Source organism: Streptomyces sp. NPDC047049 (assembly GCF_040643995.1).
Taxonomy (GTDB): Bacteria; Actinomycetota; Actinomycetes; order Streptomycetales; family Streptomycetaceae; genus Streptomyces; species Streptomyces mooreae.
This window is the reverse complement of record NZ_JBEYVM010000010.1, coordinates 183,525-200,014: the sequence shown is the minus strand read 5'-3', so window position 1 is coordinate 200,014 and position 16,490 is coordinate 183,525. Positions and strand designations below refer to the sequence as shown.

The 16,490-nt window shown below is 73.2% G+C and carries 14 protein-coding genes; 10 read left to right on the top strand and 4 right to left on the bottom strand.

What is annotated here, in order from left to right:
* Positions 1 to 67 precede the first annotated feature (67 nt).
* Together ABZ851_RS22920 and ABZ851_RS22915 are read left to right on the top strand one after the other, a co-directional pair.
* Positions 68 to 301, top strand: a complete 234-nt coding sequence (locus ABZ851_RS22920) for a chaplin (RefSeq protein ID WP_129297185.1) — start codon at positions 68 to 70, stop codon at positions 299 to 301.
* Between the two features lie 171 nt (positions 302 to 472).
* Positions 473 to 1,270, top strand: a complete 798-nt coding sequence (locus ABZ851_RS22915) for a chaplin family protein (RefSeq protein ID WP_361130573.1) — start codon at positions 473 to 475, stop codon at positions 1,268 to 1,270.
* Between the two features lie 84 nt (positions 1,271 to 1,354).
* Here ABZ851_RS22915 and ABZ851_RS22910 read toward each other — a convergent pair whose 3' ends face one another.
* Positions 1,355 to 1,543 carry a DUF5703 family protein gene (locus ABZ851_RS22910; RefSeq protein ID WP_006607658.1) on the bottom strand — a complete coding sequence of 63 codons (189 nt, stop codon included), beginning with the start codon at positions 1,541 to 1,543 and terminating at the stop codon, positions 1,355 to 1,357.
* Between the two features lie 47 nt (positions 1,544 to 1,590).
* On the opposite strand from ABZ851_RS22910, the gene ABZ851_RS22905 reads away from it, so the two are divergent.
* On the top strand, positions 1,591 to 2,265 hold the full coding sequence (locus tag ABZ851_RS22905; protein ID WP_336054717.1) for a hypothetical protein: 675 nt from the start codon (positions 1,591 to 1,593) through the stop codon (positions 2,263 to 2,265).
* A 168-nt stretch (positions 2,266 to 2,433) separates the two neighbouring features.
* Here ABZ851_RS22905 and ABZ851_RS22900 read toward each other — a convergent pair whose 3' ends face one another.
* A complete protein-coding gene (locus ABZ851_RS22900) occupies positions 2,434 to 5,157 on the bottom strand; it encodes a helix-hairpin-helix domain-containing protein (RefSeq protein ID WP_361130569.1) in 2,724 nt (907 codons plus the stop codon).
* Positions 5,154 to 6,137, bottom strand: a complete 984-nt coding sequence (locus tag ABZ851_RS22895) for an aldo/keto reductase (protein WP_361130566.1) — start codon at positions 6,135 to 6,137, stop codon at positions 5,154 to 5,156. The genes ABZ851_RS22900 and ABZ851_RS22895 overlap by 4 nt, the downstream gene beginning before the upstream one ends.
* Before the next feature lie 127 nt (positions 6,138 to 6,264).
* Between ABZ851_RS22895 and ABZ851_RS22890 the strand changes: the two genes are divergently transcribed.
* Positions 6,265 to 7,320 carry an LLM class F420-dependent oxidoreductase gene (locus ABZ851_RS22890; protein ID WP_361130563.1) on the top strand — a complete coding sequence of 352 codons (1,056 nt, stop codon included), beginning with the start codon at positions 6,265 to 6,267 and terminating at the stop codon, positions 7,318 to 7,320.
* A 282-nt stretch (positions 7,321 to 7,602) separates the two neighbouring features.
* On the top strand, positions 7,603 to 8,391 hold the full coding sequence (locus tag ABZ851_RS22885; RefSeq protein ID WP_361130560.1) for a ferritin-like domain-containing protein: 789 nt from the start codon (positions 7,603 to 7,605) through the stop codon (positions 8,389 to 8,391).
* Between the two features lie 54 nt (positions 8,392 to 8,445).
* Here ABZ851_RS22885 and corA read toward each other — a convergent pair whose 3' ends face one another.
* On the bottom strand, positions 8,446 to 9,438 hold the full coding sequence (corA, locus tag ABZ851_RS22880; protein WP_361130557.1) for a magnesium/cobalt transporter CorA: 993 nt from the start codon (positions 9,436 to 9,438) through the stop codon (positions 8,446 to 8,448).
* Between the two features lie 59 nt (positions 9,439 to 9,497).
* Between corA and ABZ851_RS22875 the strand changes: the two genes are divergently transcribed.
* The 5 genes from ABZ851_RS22875 (at position 9,498) to ABZ851_RS22855 (ending at position 16,382) form a co-directional block, all read left to right on the top strand.
* Positions 9,498 to 10,199, top strand: a complete 702-nt coding sequence (locus ABZ851_RS22875) for a histidine phosphatase family protein (protein ID WP_361130554.1) — start codon at positions 9,498 to 9,500, stop codon at positions 10,197 to 10,199.
* Positions 10,200 to 10,319: 120 nt separating this feature from the next.
* Positions 10,320 to 10,910, top strand: coding sequence for a DUF3090 domain-containing protein (locus tag ABZ851_RS22870; RefSeq protein WP_311626701.1), 591 nt, complete (start codon positions 10,320 to 10,322; stop codon positions 10,908 to 10,910).
* The gene (locus ABZ851_RS22865; RefSeq protein WP_361130551.1) at positions 10,874 to 11,803 is read left to right on the top strand and encodes an SCO1664 family protein; all 930 of its coding nucleotides are present in this window, start codon (positions 10,874 to 10,876) and stop codon (positions 11,801 to 11,803) included. The genes ABZ851_RS22870 and ABZ851_RS22865 overlap by 37 nt, the downstream gene beginning before the upstream one ends.
* A 132-nt stretch (positions 11,804 to 11,935) precedes the next feature.
* Entirely contained in the window at positions 11,936 to 13,165 is a 1,230-nt protein-coding gene (gene mshC / locus ABZ851_RS22860) for a cysteine--1-D-myo-inosityl 2-amino-2-deoxy-alpha-D-glucopyranoside ligase (RefSeq protein ID WP_361130548.1), read from the top strand.
* 160 nt (positions 13,166 to 13,325) lie between these two features.
* Positions 13,326 to 16,382, top strand: a complete 3,057-nt coding sequence (locus tag ABZ851_RS22855) for an NPCBM/NEW2 domain-containing protein (RefSeq protein ID WP_361130545.1) — start codon at positions 13,326 to 13,328, stop codon at positions 16,380 to 16,382.
* Positions 16,383 to 16,490 lie beyond the last annotated feature (108 nt).

The following is a 16,490-nucleotide window of genomic DNA, read 5'->3' as shown; positions in this document are numbered from 1 at the left end:
CAGCATTTTTCTCGTTGCAGTGAGTGCGGTCCGCGGCTGGGATCGTATTGGCTACAAGGAGGAATTAATGATCAAGAAGGTCGTCGCCGCTGCGGCAGTGGCCGGTGGTGTCGTGCTCGCCGGTGCGGGCCTGGCCGTTGCTGACTCGGGTGCCCAGGGCGCTGCGCTGAACTCTCCCGGTGTGGTCTCCGGCAACACCATCCAGGTGCCGGTACACGTTCCGGTGAACGCTTGTGGCAACACGGTCTCCGTGATCGGGCTGCTGAACCCCGCGTTCGGCGCGGGCTGCGTCAACAAGTGACCTTCTGGCGTCCTTTGGCGTTGTATTTACATCCGTAAGGGTCTGACTCGGTCCGGCTCCGGAAGGCGCGCCACGCATTCCGGAGCCGCTGGGTTTCGGCGGGCCGGTGGATTCTTCCGAGGATCCTCACTTGCCCGTATTCCTGTAAGGCACTAGGCAGGGGAACAACCTATGAGACAGGTCGCACGAAAGGGCCTGATCACCATGGCGGCCGCCAGTGGCGTACTCGCCATGGCCGCCGGCTATGCACAGGCCGATGCGGGAGCCGCCGGAGGCGCGGCGAACTCGCCCGGCGTGGGATCCGGCAACAGTGTTCAGGTACCGGTGCACGTACCGGTGAACGCCTGTGGCAACACCGTCAACGTCGTCGGGCTGCTGAACCCCGCGTTCGGCAACCACTGCGCCAACGTCGGCGGTGGTCGGCACGTCGGCGGACACCAGGGTGGTCACCAGGCCGGGCACCAGGGCGGTGCGAACGCCGCGGGCGGGGCCTCGAACTCGCCCGGTGTCGCGTCGGGCAACAGTGTCCAGGCTCCGGTCGACGTACCGGTGAACGCCTGTGGCAACAGCGTCTCGGCGGCCGGGCTGCTGAACCCGGCCTTCGGCAACCACTGCGCCAATGGGTCGACGCCGGCCCCGGGCCGGCCGCACCACCCGGGCAAGCCCCACGAGCCCGGTAAGCCGCACCAGCCGGGCAAGCCGCACCAGCCCGGTAAGCCGCACCAGCCGGGCAAGCCCCATCACCCGGGCAAGCCCCACCAGCCGGGCAAGCCCGGCCAGCAGTCGCCGCACACGCCGGGGACGAAGCCGCAGACCGGGGGGCACAGCCAGATCGTGACGCCCCCCAAGCCCGTCGGTCACCTCGCGCAGACGGGTGCCGGAGGGGTCGGCTACGCGATTCCGGCCAGCGCCGGACTGCTGCTCGGGGGCGCCTTGATCTACCGCAAGGCGCGCGCCGCCCGCCGGTGAGCAGCACGACATAGCGCACCGGCGCTCCACGAGCGGGCCCTGCCAAGCGGGGCCCGCTCTGCCGTGCTCAGGCGCCGGTGGCGCTCACCATGTGGCACGGAGCTGGCGGATGATCCGCCGGCGCAGCCGCACCTTGCGGCTCCCGTCCGGGTTCAGGCGCAGTCGGTCCAACTCCCAGTGTCCGTACTCGGCATGGTCGGTCAGCAGGCGGGTGGCGGCCTTCCGGGACACTCCCCGAGGCACGTACACATCGCAGAATTCGTATTCCGGCATCGCATCTATTGTGCGGGACCGGCCTCGGTACGGATAGCGTCTGCACTATGTCTGATGCTGCGCAGCCTTCCGCTGCCGAGGTACGTGCCGCCGCCGAGGCGGTCAAAGCCGCGCTGGACCGTCACCTCGACGCGGTCGAACGCCGCTCGGGGCAGGACGACCCGGCCGTCTACGCCGCGTTCGACGAGCTCGCCGCGGCGGCAGAGGTCTATGACGAGCTGCTGTACGACACCTACGACGAGGTCACCCCCTTCGAGATCCCCGGGAGTGATGCCCTGCCCGCCTACGCGGGCCCGGAGGAGCCGAGTGCGCTGAGCGTGCTGATCCGGCGCGATTACACCGTCGCCGAACCGCAGCGGCTGCTGCATCAGGCCCAGCGCATCGCCGACCTCGATCCGGACGCCGCCGACGAGGCGGCGGGCGGCGGCGCCGACGCCGCCGCGGTCGTCGGCACCAGCGTGCATGCGGCGCTGGGCGTGCTCTTCGGGGAGTTCGAGCCGGACGAGATCGCCTCCCGGCACAAGGAGTTCGGCCTGGAGGAGGGCGACTCCACCCTGTGGGTGGCGGCCGCCGACGACCCGGCCGAACCGGGGGAGTGGCTGTCCGCGCCGTTCGATCAGGCGGACCCCCAGCGGGTGGTGTGCCGCTTCGACGTCAGCGCGGTCTTCGACGAGGAACTGGGCGACGACGACGATCTGGAAGCGCCCGGCCGCGGACGGTGAGGTGGGCGGGGTGGGCGGCCTGGCCCCACAGGCCCTGCCCCGGCCCCGCCGAAGCCTCCTGATCCGGTACACCGACCGCTGCCCCGGTCCGTCGGCAGAAGGCTGCCCACGGGCCGGGGCGGCGGCTTGTGGTGCGTGTGGTGAGGGGGCGCGGGCCGCGCTCTCCGGTCAGCCGGCCGCCGGCGGCTCCTCGGCACTCTGGACGCTGTCCCGCAGCAGGGTGCGCAGCCGGGTGGTGCGTTCCTTGACGGGCACCTCGGCGACGGCGCGGGGCAGCGCCTGGTCGACCCCCTGGACGACCGACAGGTGGCGTTCGCCGCGGCTGAAGGCGGTGTAGACCCAGGCGCGGGTCAGACCGCCCGCGGCGTCCCCGGGCAGCACGACCACCGCGGCGGGCCAGCGCATCCCGGCCGCCTGGTGCGCGGTGAGCGCCCAGCCGTGGCGTACGGCTCCCGCAGCGACCTGTTCGCGCGGTACCACGGCCGCGGTGCCGTCGCAGTCGAGATGCAGCCCGGACGCGTCCGCGCCGGTGACCGTGCCGGGCACCGTGCGGCCGGGCGCGGGGGCGTAGGCCACGCGGTCGCCGGGGTCGAAACCGCCGAACCGGCCGGGGCCGGGATTGAGCCGTTCCTTGAGGGCGGCGTTGAGCGCGCGGGTGCCGGCCGCGCCGCCGTGGCCGACGGTGATGACCTGGGTCTGCTCCGCGGGGACACCGAGCGCCCGGGGCACGGAGTCGGCGACCAGCTGGACGGTGCGGTGCACCGCCTCTCCGGCATCCCGCGCCGGGACGATCACCACTTCCTTGCCGGGCGCCTCGACCTGGCTCAGTTCGCCGATGCCGATGCCCGACACCAGCTCGCCGATCGGGCCGAAGTCCGGGGTGCGGGAGGCGACCTGAGGACAGAAGCGGGCCGCGAGCAGATCGGCGAACAGCCGGCCGGGACCGGCGGACCACAGCACCCCCGGATCGCCGCTGAGCACCAGGCGGGTCCCGTCGGTCAGCGACTCGACGAGCAGCGCGGCGGTCTCCAGATCCAGCTGCGGGGCGTCCAGCACGACCAGCAGATCGAGCGCCAGGGCGCCGTCGGCGTCACGGCCGGGGCCCTGGCGGCCGGACAGCAGGCCGGACACGGTCACCGCGGCCGCGCCGGGGTCCCCGGATGCGGCGGCGGCCTCCGGGGTGCTCGCGGCGAGGTGGGCGGCCAGGCGCCGGCGGCCGTTCTCGGTATACGTGGCACCGAATGCCCGCAGGCCCAGCGAGCGGGCCGCGGCGATCAGCGCGGCGGGCTCGGCGCGGGCCGCCTCGGCACCGGTGTGCGCCACCAGGCCGCTGTGTGCGGCGGCGCGGATGAGCTCCGCGGCCGACGGCGACGGTGCGGCGGCCGCCGCGGCCTCCCAGGCGGCGGCGGAGGGGCGTACGGGCCGGGGGGCGGCGGTGTCGTCGGCGTCGGCTTCGGCGGGCGCACCGGTGCCTCCGGCGCCGGGGGCCGGGGCGTCGGCACCCTCCGCGGCCGGGCTCCGGTCGGCGTCCGCCGGCTCCGTGGCTGCCGGCTCCGCGGTCGTCGGCTCCGAGGCCGCCGTGCCGTCGCCGGGCTCCCCGGCGTCCGCCGCGGTGTGCTGCTCCGGCCCGGCCACCGCTTCGAAGGTGTTCAACAGCCGCGCCAGGCCGTCGGCGACGCTCTCTTCGGCCATCGCGAACCGGTCCAGGCCGAGCAGGATCCGGACCGGCTGCTCTTCGTCCTCGTCGTCGCCCGTGGCGGGGCGCGCCCGGCCCGGTTCCTCGATCGCGTCCTGGAAGACCAGCACGGCACCGTCCGCGATGGCGGTCTGCAGGGCCTCGTCGGGGTCGGGCACCGAGCGCTGGGCGAGCGCGGCGCGCAGGGCGGCGGCCTCCAGGGCGGAGTGCCCCGCGACGGCGGCCTGTTCCAGCAGCCAGCCGACCAGCGCCTGTGCGCGCCGCTCGTCGCCAGGGCCGCAGGCCGGGCCGAGCAGTGCGCGGGCGAAGCCGTCGGCCTGTTCGGGGCGCACCCCTGGCACACCGAGCAACTGCCAGGGGTCCTCGCGCAGCGCCTCGGCCGCCCGCTCGCCGAGCACTTCCGCGGCGGGCTCCGCCAGCGCCTGGGGCGCGCCGCCCGCCGTGAGGACCTGCCGTACGCCCTCGATGCCGGGGGCCGTGGCCGCGGCGGGACGGGGGGCGGGAGCCGGGCCGGCCGGAGCCGGTGCGGCGGCCGGGCCCATGGTGCCGGTGTCCGCGACGGGGGGACCGGCCGGACGGCCGGCGCCGGAGGCGCTGCCGGGCCGGGCGGCCTCCGGGGCGGCGGGGCCGGGGGGTGCGCCCTGCTGCGGGGGGCGGCCGGTGGTGTCAGGGCGGTCCTCGCGGGGCCGGGCGGCGGGTGCGGCCTGCCCGGTGGGACGGGGCGCGGGACGGGGGGCGTCGTTGAAGAACGAAGCGGCCGTGCGCTCGCCGCTCTCCACCGCGCGTACCGCCGCGGCCAGCGCGTCCGCGGTCGCCTTGCCCGACGCGGGCACCGCGGTCTCCCGTGCCGCACCGGAGCCGGGAGCCCGGTCCCCGCCGCCAGGGGCCGCGGGCGCCGGCTCGCTCACCGGAACCGTCGCGTCCGCGACGCCGGCCGAGGAGCCCTCCGGCGCCGTCGTGTCCGTGTCCGCCTCCGGTGCTGTGGCGTGTTCCGGCGCCGTCGCGTCTGTATCCGTGTCCGGTGCTGTGGCCTGCTCCGGCGCCGTCGCGTCCGGGCCCGGCGCCATGGCGTCGTTCCCTGGTGCCGCGGGGTCCTCCCGTGCCGCCGTGGGGCCGTCGGGTGTCTGGGCATCCGCAGTCCCGGGCGCGGCCTCCTGCTCGGGCGGGGTTTCGCCGGCGAGGCGGTCGGTACTCACAGCGTGCTCCAGTCGTGATCGGGGTAGTGGTGCACCGGAGCCGAAACATCGTCCAGCGCCCGGCGGATCTCGTCAGGAAGACTAAGGGTCTCCACTGACAATGCGGCTCTGAGCTGCGCTTCCGTGCGGGCGCCCAGGATCGGCGCGGTCACTCCGGGGCGGTCGCGCACCCAGGAGAGCGCGACCTGGAGCGGGGTGACGGCCAGTCCGTCGGCGGCGGTGGTGACTGCCTCGACGACCCGGCCCGCCGTCTCGTCGAGGTAGGGCGCGACGAACGGGGCCAGATGCTCCGAGGCGCCCCGCGAGTCGGCCGGCGTCGCATGGCGGTACTTACCGGTCAGCACGCCCCGTCCGAGCGGCGACGACGGCAGCAGGCCCATCCCGAGATCCAGCGCCGCCGGCAGCACCTCCCGCTCGACACCGCGCTGGAGCAGGGAGTACTCCATCTGTGTGCTCGCCAGCCGGTTGCGTACACCGGGCGCGGCCAGCTGCCAGGTGCCCGCCTTGGCGAGCTGCCAGCCGGAGAAGTTCGACAGCCCCACATAGCGCGCCCGGCCGCTGGTGACGGCGAGGTCGAGGGCCTGCAGGGTCTCCTCCAGCGGGGTGTGCGGATCGAAGGCGTGCAGCTGCCACAGGTCGACGTACTCGGTGCCCAGCCGTTCCAGGGAGGCGTCCAGGGCGGCGAGGAGATGGCGCCGGGAGCCGTCGACGTGGCGGTCCGCGGCCAGGACGCTGCCGGCCTTGGTCGCGATGACCAGGTCCTCGCGCGGAACGAGCCCTTCCATCAGCCGGCCCAGGAGGTATTCGGCGCCGCCGTCGGCGTAGATGTCGGCGGTGTCCACCAGAGTGCCGCCGGCCTCCCAGAACGCCTTGAGCTGGTCGGCGGCTTCCTGCTCGTCCGTGTCGCGGGCCCAGTTCAGGGTGCCGAGCGCGAGGCGGGACACGCGAAGGCCCGTACGGCCGAGGTGCCTTTGCTCCATGGGCCTTGAGATTACTGGCCGCGAGCCGGGAACAGGGGACCTGTGGACAACCCGCCGATGACGGCCGGCGGGGGCGCGCGCTACAGTCCCCGCAACAGCGACGTTACTGATCGGTAAGGGGAGCGGCATGAGGCTTGGCATCAACCTCGGCTACTGGGGCGCCGGGATGGACTCCGACAATCTCGCGGTCGCGCAGGAGGCCGATCGCCTGGGCTATGCCGTCTGCTGGGCCGCCGAGGCCTACGGCTCCGACGCCGCCACCGTGCTCTCCTGGGTCGCGGCCCAGACCGAGCAGATCGACATCGGTTCGGCGATCTTCCAGATCCCGGCGCGTACGCCCGCGATGACCGCGATGACGGCCGCCACCCTGGACTCCCTCTCCGGGGGCCGGTTCCGGCTGGGGCTCGGCGTCTCGGGGCCGCAGGTGTCCGAGGGCTGGTACGGCGTCAAGTTCGACAAGCCGCTGGCGCGCACCCGCGAGTACGTGGACATCGTCCGCAAGGCCATGTCGCGCGAGCGGCTGTCCTACCAGGGCGAGCACTGGACGCTGCCGCTGCCCGACGGCCCCGGCAAGCCGCTGAAGCTCACCGTCCACCCGCAGCGCGCGCACATCCCGCTCTACATCGCGGCGATCGGCCCGAAGAACCTCCAGCAGACCGGTGAGATCGCCGACGGCGCCCTGCTGATCTTCCCCTCCGCCGACCACCTGGAGGAGACCGCCGTCTCGCACCTCCGGGCCGGCCGCGAGAAGGCGGGCAAGACCCTGGAGGGCTTCGACGTCTGCCCGACGCTGCCGCTGGCCGTCGGCGCGGACAAGGACGTCAGCGCGCTGGCCGACATGTTCCGTCCGTACACCGCCCTGTACGTCGGCGGAATGGGCAGCCCGAAGCAGAACTTCTACAACCAGCTCGCCCGGCGCATGGGGTACGAGAAGGAAGCCGCCGAGATCCAGGGCAAGTACCTGTCCGGCGACAAGGAGGGCGCCGCAGCCGCGGTCCCGGAGCAGCTGATCGACCAGACCACGCTGCTCGGCTCCGTCGAGCGGATCGCCGAGCGGATGCAGGCCTACGCGGCGGCCGGAGTGACCACGCTGACGCTGGCCCCGGCGGGCTTCACCCTGGAGGACCGCCTCGCCTCGCTGCGGGCCGGCACCGAGGCCCTGGAGCGGGCCGGCCTGGCGTAGGTGACCGGGGCGGCAGGGCTCGTACCGGCACCCGTCCGGAAGTCCCGCACACGGCCCGGCGCACAGTGCCGGGCCCGGTCGTCCCCACGGCCGTGGCGGGGGCTCGGGGGATCTTCCCCGCCGCGGCCGTCAGGCAGCACAACGCGGTGATACGGGCCCGGGTTACGCCCGCCACCTGGACGGACATCGCCCGGACGGCCGTACGAACGGCCGCTCCGGTTGCCTCCCGCCGGACACCCCCTTTGACTTTTCCTACGGGTGTGTCCGTTCGGAGGTGTGCAGATGATCTCGGCTCGAAGCCTGTTCCAGGAGATCGTCGACAACGACGACTCCTACCGCCTGTTCTGCTCCATCGCGGCCAGCGGCGAGACCCAGGGCGGCTGGGAGAACGGCCGGATCGCCGCCCTCATGCCCGCCTCGCTGCGCGAGCTGGCGCCCAAGGTCACCCGGCACGGCGCGGACGAGGACAAGCACGGCCGGATCTTCCACGCCCTGCTGCGCAAGCGCGGCCTGACGCCCGCCGCCGTCCCCGTGGAGACCGACTACACCGCGCTGCTGGAGCGGCGGGGCATCGGCCTGGCGCACGACAAGCTGCGCCGCGACGAACCGCTCACCGAACTCGACATCATCACCTACCTCGCGCACAGCCGGGTCACCGAACAGCGTGCCGCCGACCAGATGGTGATGCTCAACAAGCACTTCGGTGATCACCCCGAGGTGGGCAAGGCGATCCGGATGATCTCCCACGACGAGGACAACCACCTGGCGTACTGCCACGAGGAACTGCTGCGGCTGGCGCGCCTCGGCCACGGCCGGACCATCCAGCGGATCCTGCACGACTGTGCCCATGCCGAGATCGTCATCTACCGGGACGTCAGCCTGGCCGTGATGGACCACATGGGCCGCATCCTGCGGTGGCCGAAGGCGAAGAGCGGCGGGATCACCACCGGGATCCGGGCGATGTACGGCTATGAGCGGCTGGGCGGCTGGCGGCGGATGGTCAGCCTCAAGATGCCCGAGCGCCGGAACGCGCTGGGCGGCCCGGCCACCTCGGCTCCGGAGTTCGCCTGAGCCCTGCGGGGCGCCCGGCCGCCGGGACCGCCCCCGGCACGGCCGGCCGCGCCGTCACAGCCAGCCGCGGCGTTTGAACAGCCGGTAGAGCGAGACCTCGATGACGACCATCACCAGCAGGATCGCGGGATAGCCCAGGTGCCACTTCAGCTCCGGCATGTCATCGAAGTTCATGCCGTAGATGCCGGCGATCAGGGTCGGTACGGCCGCCAGCGCCGCCCAGGCCGAGATCTTGCGCATGTCGTCGTTCTGCCGGACGCCCATCTGCGCCAGATGGGCGGCGAGGATGTCCGAGAGCAGCCGGTCCAGGCTCTCCACCGACTCGTTGGCGCGGGTGAGGTGGTCGTCGACGTCGCGGAAGAACGGCCGGGCGTGGTCGTGCACGTACGGCACGCCGGGGTTCTGCAGGAGGGTCATCGGCGCGGCCAGGGGGCCGGTCGCCCGCCGGAATTCCAGCACCTCGCGCTTGAAGGCGTAGATCTCGGCCGCGGTGTTCTTGGTGTCCCGGCGTACCGGAGCGAACACCTCCGCCTCCAACTCCTCCAGATCCAGCTGGAGTTCGGAGGCCACGTCGATGTAGTGGTCGACCACCGCGTCACAGACCGCGTACAGCACCGCCCCCGGGCCGTGCCGCAGGATCTCCCGGTGGTCCTCCAGCCGCCGGCGCACCGCCGCCAGCGGGCTGGCCTCGCCGTGCCGGACGGTGACCACGAACGCCTCGCCCAGGAACACCATCACCTCCGACGCAGTCACCGTGGCGGCCGCGTCGTCGTAGGTGACCGGCTTCAGCACCATGAACAGCGAGTCGTCGTAGACCTCCAGCTTGGGCCGCTGATGCGCCTTGAGCGCGTCCTCGACGGCCAGCGGGTGCAGCCCGAATTCGCTGCTGACGAGATCGAACTCCCGCTCCGTCGGCTCGTACATCCCCAGCCACAGGAAGGCGTCACCCTCGGCCCGCGCCTCCTCCAGCGCGCGGGAGAAGTCGGTCGCGCACTCGGCGCGGCGGCCGTCCCGGTAGATGGCGCAGTCCACGATCACACCTGGCATTCTCGCTCGTCACGCCGCCGCCTGCCAGGAACACGGACCGGGAACGTAGGGTGGCGCCCATGCCCACGCTGATCCTGGTGCGGCACGGCCGCTCCACCGCCAACACCGCCGGAGTGCTCGCCGGACGGGCGCCCGGCGTCGCCCTCGACGAGCACGGCGCCGCCCAGGCCGCCGGGCTGCCCGTACGGCTGTCCCAGGTGCCGCTGACCGCCGTCGTCTCCAGCCCGCTGCAGCGCTGCCGGGAGACCGTGGCGCCGCTGCTGGAGGCCCGGCCGTGGCTCACGCCGCACATCGAGGACCGGATCAGCGAATGCGACTACGGCGACTGGTCGGGCCGCAAACTCGCCGAGCTGAGCGACGAGCCGCTGATGGAGGTCGTCCAGCAGCACCCCTCAGCGGCCGCCTTCCCCGGCGGCGAGTCGATGCGCGCCATGCAGGCCCGGGCGGTGGACGCGGTACGCGACTGGAACGCCCGCATCGACGAGGCGCACGGCCCCGAGGCGGCCTACCTCATGTGCTCGCACGGCGACCTCATCAAATCCCTGGTCGCCGACGCGCTGGGCATGCACCTCGACCTCTTCCAGCGGATCTCCGTCGAGCCGTGCTCGGTCACCGCGATCCGCTACACCCGGCTGCGCCCCTACCTCGTACGGCTCGGGGACACCGGCGACTTCGGATCACTCGTGCCCCGGGCGGATGACGGCGGCGGCGCGGCGGCCGACCGGGACGCGGCCGTCGGCGGTGGTGCGGGAGCAGCGTGATCAGTCGGCGCAGTAGGGTGGTGCGACGGCGCTGCCCGCCACGACCCTGCGATCCGCGCAGTGCCCGCAGGACGTGCAGCGACCGCAGTGACCCCGCAGTCGAGCAATCGGAGCAGGACGTTGTCCCGTCAGGTGTTCTTCTACGACGCGCCGGACCGCTTCGTGGCCGGTACGGTCGGGCTGCCTGGCCGCCGTAGCTTCTACCTCCAGGCCACCGCCTCCGGCCGCACCACCAGCGTCGCCCTGGAGAAGACCCAGGTCGCGGCGCTCGCCGAGCGGATCGATGAGCTGCTGGACGAGGTCGTACGGCGCAGCGGCGGCAACGCCCCGGTGCCCGCCGTCTCACCCGCCGAGCTGGCCGACTCCGCCCCGCTGGAATCGCCCGTCGAGGAAGAGTTCCGGGTGGGGACCATGGCGCTCGCCTGGGACGGCGAGGACGAGCGGATGATCGTCGAGGCACAGGCCCTGGTCGAGCTGGAGGCGGACAGCGACGAGGACCTCGCCGACGCGGAGGAGCGGCTGCTCCAGGACGACGAGAACGGCCCGCCGATGCTGCGGGTGCGCCTGACCGGCACCATGGCCAGGGCGTTCGCCAAGCGGGCGCTCGAAGTGGTCAACGCCGGCCGCCCGCCGTGCCCGCTGTGCAGCCTGCCGCTCGACCCGGAGGGACACGTATGCCCGCGCCAGAACGGATACCGACGGGACGCCTGAGCGCCGTGCCCGTCGAACCTGCCGGGCAGGCCGCTCCGCTGCCCGGTCCCGTCGCGCACCAGGACCCGCCGCCGGCCGCGCCGGAACCCGCCGGGGACCGGCCCGACGCCCTGTTCACCGACGGCGAGCTGACCGTGCGCGGCCGCATCCAGGAGGCGTCCAACGCCGTGCTCTACTGCACGGTCGCGCAGGACGGGCGCAGCGCCGCCTGTGTCTACAAGCCGGTCGCCGGCGAGCGTCCGCTGTGGGACTTCCCCGACGGCACGCTCGCCCAGCGCGAGGTCGCCGCGTACGAGATCTCCCGTGCCTGCGGCTGGGACCTCATTCCGGTGACGGTGCTGCGCGACGGCCCCTACGGCACCGGCATGGTCCAGGAGTGGATCGATCCGCCGGAGAGCAGCGACGAGGTGCCCGAGCTGCTGGCCCTGGTGGAGGACGAGGAGCCGGGGCCCGGCTGGAAGGCGGTCGGCTTCGCGCAGGTCGGCGAGGGCCGCACCGCGCTGCTGGTGCACGCGGACCATCCACGGCTGCGGCGGCTCGCGGTGCTCGACGCCGTGATCAACAACGGTGACCGCAAGGGCGGCCACCTGCTGCCCGGCGACGGCGGAGCGTTTTTCGCCATCGATCACGGCGTCACGTTCCACGCCGAGGACAAGCTGCGCACCCTGCTGTGGGGGTGGGCGGGGGAGCCACTGACCGACGAGGCGCTGGAGGTGCTGCGGGGCCTTCAGGAGGCACTGGAGGACGCCGGGCCGCTCGCCGCCCGACTGGCCGAACTGATCACGGATGACGAGATCGCGGCGCTGCGGGCGCGGGTGGCCGGGCTGCTGCGCAGCGGCCGGCACCCGGAGCCGAGCGGCGAATGGCCCGCCATCCCCTGGCCGCCGGTCTGAGATTCCGCCGTGGGCGCGGCGGGAGGCCGCCCGATCCGCTTGCACGTTCGGCCACTGAACGCAAGACCGCCTTTCCGGCCAGACCTCCGATCCCGTTCGTAGACGGAACCTCCGTCCGGTTAGGCTCATGGCATGCATGCATGGCCCGCTTCTGAGGTCCCCGCCCTGCCTGGCCAGGGCCGCGACCTGAGGATCCACGACACCGCGACCGGCGGACGGGTGACCCTCGACCCCGGTCCCGTCGCCCGTATCTACGTCTGCGGCATCACGCCCTACGACGCCACCCACATGGGGCACGCGGCGACCTACAACGCGTTCGACCTGGTTCAGCGCGTGTGGCTCGACACGAAGCGCCAGGTTCACTACGTGCAGAACGTCACCGATGTCGACGATCCGCTGCTGGAGCGGGCCGTTGCCACCGGTGTCGATTGGACGGCGCTCGCCGAGCGCGAGACCGCCCTCTTCCGCGAGGACATGACGGCCCTGCGGATGCTGCCGCCCCGCCACTACATAGGCGCCGTCGAGGCGATACCCGGCATCGTCCCGCTGGTGGAGCGGCTGCGCGACGCCGGTGCCGCCTACGAGCTGGACGGCGACATCTACTTCTCCGTCGAGGCCGACCCGCACTTCGGCGAGGTCTCCGGGCTGGACGCCGAGGCGATGCGGCTGCTGTCCGCGGAGCGCGGCGGCGACCCCGAGCGCGAAGGCAAGAAGAACCCGCTCGACCCGATGCTGTGGATGGCCGCCCGTGACGGCGAGCCGAGCTGGGACGGCGGCTCGCTGGGCCGCGGCCGGCCCGGCTGGCACATCGAGTGTGTCGCCATCGCCCTGGACCTCCTGGGCATGGGCTTCGACATCCAGGGCGGCGGCTCCGACCTCGCCTTCCCGCACCACGAGATGGGCGCCTCGCACGCCCAGGCGCTCACCGGCGAACACCCCTTCGCCAAGGCGTATGTGCACGCCGGCATGGTGGCCCTGAACGGCGAGAAGATGTCCAAGTCCAAGGGCAATCTCGTCTTCGTCTCCGCGGTGCGGCGCGACGGCACCGACCCGGCCGCGGTCCGTCTGGCGCTGCTCGCACACCACTACCGCGCCGACTGGGAGTGGACCGACGCGGTGCTGGAGGGGGCCGTGGAGCGGCTGGCGCGCTGGCGCGCCGCGGTCTCCCGTCCCGACGGCCCGTCCGCCGACGCCCTCCTGGAGGAGATCCGTACGGCGCTCGCCGACGACCTCGACTCCCCGGCGGCCCTCGCGGCCGTGGACCGCTGGGCCGCGGCACAGGAGTCCGGCGGCGGCAGCGACGAGGGCGCTCCCGGCCTCGTCTCCCGCGCGGTCGACGCACTGCTCGGCGTGGCCCTGTAACACCCGCCGCACCCGTCCTCAGGGGCGCCTTCGCCAGCCGGCGGGGGCGCCCCTCTTGTCTCGGCTCCTGCGCCCGCCGGCCTGCGGGCGCGCAGAAATCCAGCAACCCGGCCCAAGAGTCCATGGTGGTGCGGCCCGGGCGCGGACTAGAGCTGCGGGCATGAGGAAACCAACAGGACTGCGGGTGGCGGTCGTTGCCGCGCTGCTCGGGCTCGTGGCGGCCGTCGCGGGCCCGGCGGGCAGCGTACGGGCGGACGGCCGCGCACCCGACGGGACCGTCGGCGACGTCACCGGCTTCGCCGCGAACGGGCCCGTCTACCGTCTGCACGCGGGCCGGGCCGAGGCACGCGTCAGCTTCGTGACAGAGCGGACCTTCCGCATCGAACTCGCCCCGGACGGCACCTTCACCGACCCCACCGGCAAGGACATCGTGCTGCCCCAGGGCGCACCGCCCGCCACCCACTGGCGGGACGCCGGGGAAGCCTACGAACTCAGCACCTCACAGGTCACCCTGAAGGCCTTCAAGGCGCCGCTCCGCTTCGAACTGCGGCGGGCCGACGGCTCGTTGGTGTGGTCCGAGGCGAAGGGCCTGAGCTGGGACGACACGACCACCACCCAGACCCTGGCGCGCGGCGGGAACGAGCAGTTCTACGGCGCGGGGATGCAGAACGGGCGCGGCAACACCTCACACCGCGGCCACACCGTCGAGGTCGGCGTCGACTACCACTGGGACGACGGCGGACACCCCAACTCCGTCCCGTTCTACCTCTCGTCCGCGGGCTACGGAGTCTTCCGCAATACGTACGCGCCCAATACGTACGCCTTCGGCCGGCCGGTGACGACGCGCGCGAAGGAACGGCGGTTCGACGCCTACTATTTCGCCGGGCCGAGCGCCAAGGACGTCATCGGCCAGTACACCTCGCTGACCGGCAAGCCCTTCCTGCCGCCGCTGTACGGCCTGGAGATCGGTGATTCCGACTGCTACCTGCACAATGCGAACCGGGGGGAGCGGCACACCCTCGACGCCCTGAAGGTCGCCGACGGCTATACGGAGAACGACCTGCCGGGCGGCTGGATGCTGGTCAACGACGGCTACGGGTGCGGCTACGAGAACCTGGACCGGGCCTCCCAGGGCCTCGGCGAACGGAAGATGAAGCTGGGGCTGTGGACCGAGGACGGCATCGCCAAGCTCGCCGACCAGGTCAAGGCGGGCCAGCGGATCGCCAAGCTCGATGTCGCCTGGGTCGGCGACGGCTACAAGTTCGCCCTGGACGGCTGCAAGGACGCCTACCGGGGCATCGAGGACAACAGCGATGCCCGGGGCTTCACCTGGGCCCCCGAGAGCTGGTCGGGTGCCCAGCGCTGCGGGGTCCAGTGGTCCGGTGACCAGAGCGGCAGCTGGGACTACATCCGCTGGCAGATACCCACCTACGCGGGCGCGACGATGTCCGGACTCGCCTACACGACCGGCGATGTGGACGGCATCTTCGGCGGCAGCCCCCACACCTACGTCCGCGACCTGCAGTGGAAGTCCTTCCTCCCGGCGATGATGACGATGGACGGCTGGGCGGACAGCGACAAACAGCCCTATCGCCAGGGCGAGCCCTACACCTCCGTCAACCGGAAGTACCTGAAGCTCAAGGAGTCGCTGCTGCCGTACATGTACTCCTACGCGGCCGAGGCGACCCGGACCGGCGTCGGGCCCGTGCGGCCGTTGTCGCTCGAATACCCCGACGACCCGAAGGCCGCCACCGACGCCGCCAAGTACGAGTTCCTGACCGGCCGGGACTTCCTCGTGGCGCCCGTCTACCAGGACACCGGCACCCGCGACGGCATCTACCTGCCGAAGGGCACCTGGGTCGACTACTGGAGTGGACGCACCTACCAGGGGCCGGCCACGGTCGACGGTTACAGCGCGCCCCTGGACACCCTGCCGCTCTTCGTCAGGGCCGGTGCCGCCGTGCCCATGTGGCCGGGCATCAGGTCCTACCGGGACCGGACGGCACACTCGCCGCTCGCCTGGGACGTCTACCCGCAGGGCCGTTCCTCGTTCACCCTCTACGAGGACGACGGGGTGACCCGCGCGCACCGGGACGGCAGCAGCGCCACCCAGCGGGTGCAGGTGGCGGCACCGCGCGCCGGAGGCGGCGACGTCCGGATCGGCGTCGGCGCCTTGCGGGGCGCGTTCCGGGGCAAGCAGACGGCCCGGCCGTACCGCTTCACCGTGCACACCGGGGACGCGCCCCGCGGCGTCACCCTGGACGGCCGTCCGCTGCGGCGGCTGCCGTCCGCGGGCGCGTTCGAGGCGGCGGACGAGGGCTGGTTCCACGACCCCGCCGACCGCGCGGGCGTCGTCCGGGTCAAGACCGCCTCCCGCCCCACCGGCCGCGCCTTCACCCTGCTGCTGAAGGGCGCGAGCGCGGTCGGCGGCCGGACCCCGGGCGCGACGGTCGCGGTGGCCACGCCGGGCGGCCAGGAAGTGACCAAGGGCGTGCCGACATCCGTACGGACGGCGCTCACCGCGGGCACCCGTGCGGCACACGGGGTGTCGGTGTCCCTGTCCGCGCCCGAGGGCTGGACCGTCTCGGCGCCGGTGCGCCATGCGCGGATCGCCGCCGGAACCACCCGGCGCGACACCCTGACGCTCACCGCGCCCCGGGACGCCAGGAGCGCGGACCCGGTCACCGTCACCGCGACCGTCCGCTACCGCTCGGCCGGCGCGCCGCGGACGGCGGTGCACCGCTTCGAGGTACGGGCCGTACCGCCGGCGCCCGCCGCCGACACCTGGGCGAGCGATCTGGAGTGGCTGAGCCAGACCAATGGCTACGGGCCGGCCGAACGCGACCACAGCAACGGCGAGTCGGGGCCGGCGGACGGCCGTCCGCTCACCCTCGCCGGGAAGATGTACGGCAAGGGCATCGGGACGCACGCCGACTCGGACCTGGAGTTCTTCACCGGCGGGCGCTGTACGTCCTTCACCGCGGACGCCGGGATCGACGACGAGATCGCCGGCTACGGGCAGGTCGCCTTCTCGGTGGAGGGGGACGGCAAGGCGCTGTGGACCTCGCCGAAGCTGACCGGCGCCTCGGCACCGGTGGCGGTGGACGTACCGCTCGGCGGCGTCCGGCACGTACGCCTCAAGGTGACCGATACCGACGGCAAGAAGTCCGGCGATCACGGCGACTGGGCGGGGGCGCGCTTCCACTGCACGGGGTGAGCGGGCACCGCCCGTCCCCGCGGCGAGCGCTGCCCGTCACCGCGGCGAGCGCTGCCCGTCACCGCGGCGAGCGCTGCCCCTCCCGTTCCGGCGGGAGGGGCAGCGCGG

What these genes read in the sequence shown, in the direction of transcription:
- ABZ851_RS22875 (WP_361130554.1), top strand. Translation starts at nt 9,498, where the DNA reads ATGCCCACGCTGATCCTGGTGCGGCACGGCCGCTCCACCGCCAACACC.
- ABZ851_RS22920 (WP_129297185.1), top strand. Translation starts at nt 68, where the DNA reads ATGATCAAGAAGGTCGTCGCCGCTGCGGCAGTGGCCGGTGGTGTCGTG.
- ABZ851_RS22895 (WP_361130566.1), bottom strand. Translation starts at nt 6,137, where the DNA reads ATGGAGCAAAGGCACCTCGGCCGTACGGGCCTTCGCGTGTCCCGCCTC.
- ABZ851_RS22855 (WP_361130545.1), top strand. Translation starts at nt 13,326, where the DNA reads ATGAGGAAACCAACAGGACTGCGGGTGGCGGTCGTTGCCGCGCTGCTC.
- ABZ851_RS22905 (WP_336054717.1), top strand. Translation starts at nt 1,591, where the DNA reads ATGTCTGATGCTGCGCAGCCTTCCGCTGCCGAGGTACGTGCCGCCGCC.
- ABZ851_RS22885 (WP_361130560.1), top strand. Translation starts at nt 7,603, where the DNA reads ATGATCTCGGCTCGAAGCCTGTTCCAGGAGATCGTCGACAACGACGAC.
- mshC (WP_361130548.1), top strand. Translation starts at nt 11,936, where the DNA reads ATGCATGCATGGCCCGCTTCTGAGGTCCCCGCCCTGCCTGGCCAGGGC.
- corA (WP_361130557.1), bottom strand. Translation starts at nt 9,438, where the DNA reads ATGCCAGGTGTGATCGTGGACTGCGCCATCTACCGGGACGGCCGCCGC.
- ABZ851_RS22915 (WP_361130573.1), top strand. Translation starts at nt 473, where the DNA reads ATGAGACAGGTCGCACGAAAGGGCCTGATCACCATGGCGGCCGCCAGT.
- ABZ851_RS22865 (WP_361130551.1), top strand. Translation starts at nt 10,874, where the DNA reads ATGCCCGCGCCAGAACGGATACCGACGGGACGCCTGAGCGCCGTGCCC.
- ABZ851_RS22910 (WP_006607658.1), bottom strand. Translation starts at nt 1,543, where the DNA reads ATGCCGGAATACGAATTCTGCGATGTGTACGTGCCTCGGGGAGTGTCC.
- ABZ851_RS22890 (WP_361130563.1), top strand. Translation starts at nt 6,265, where the DNA reads ATGAGGCTTGGCATCAACCTCGGCTACTGGGGCGCCGGGATGGACTCC.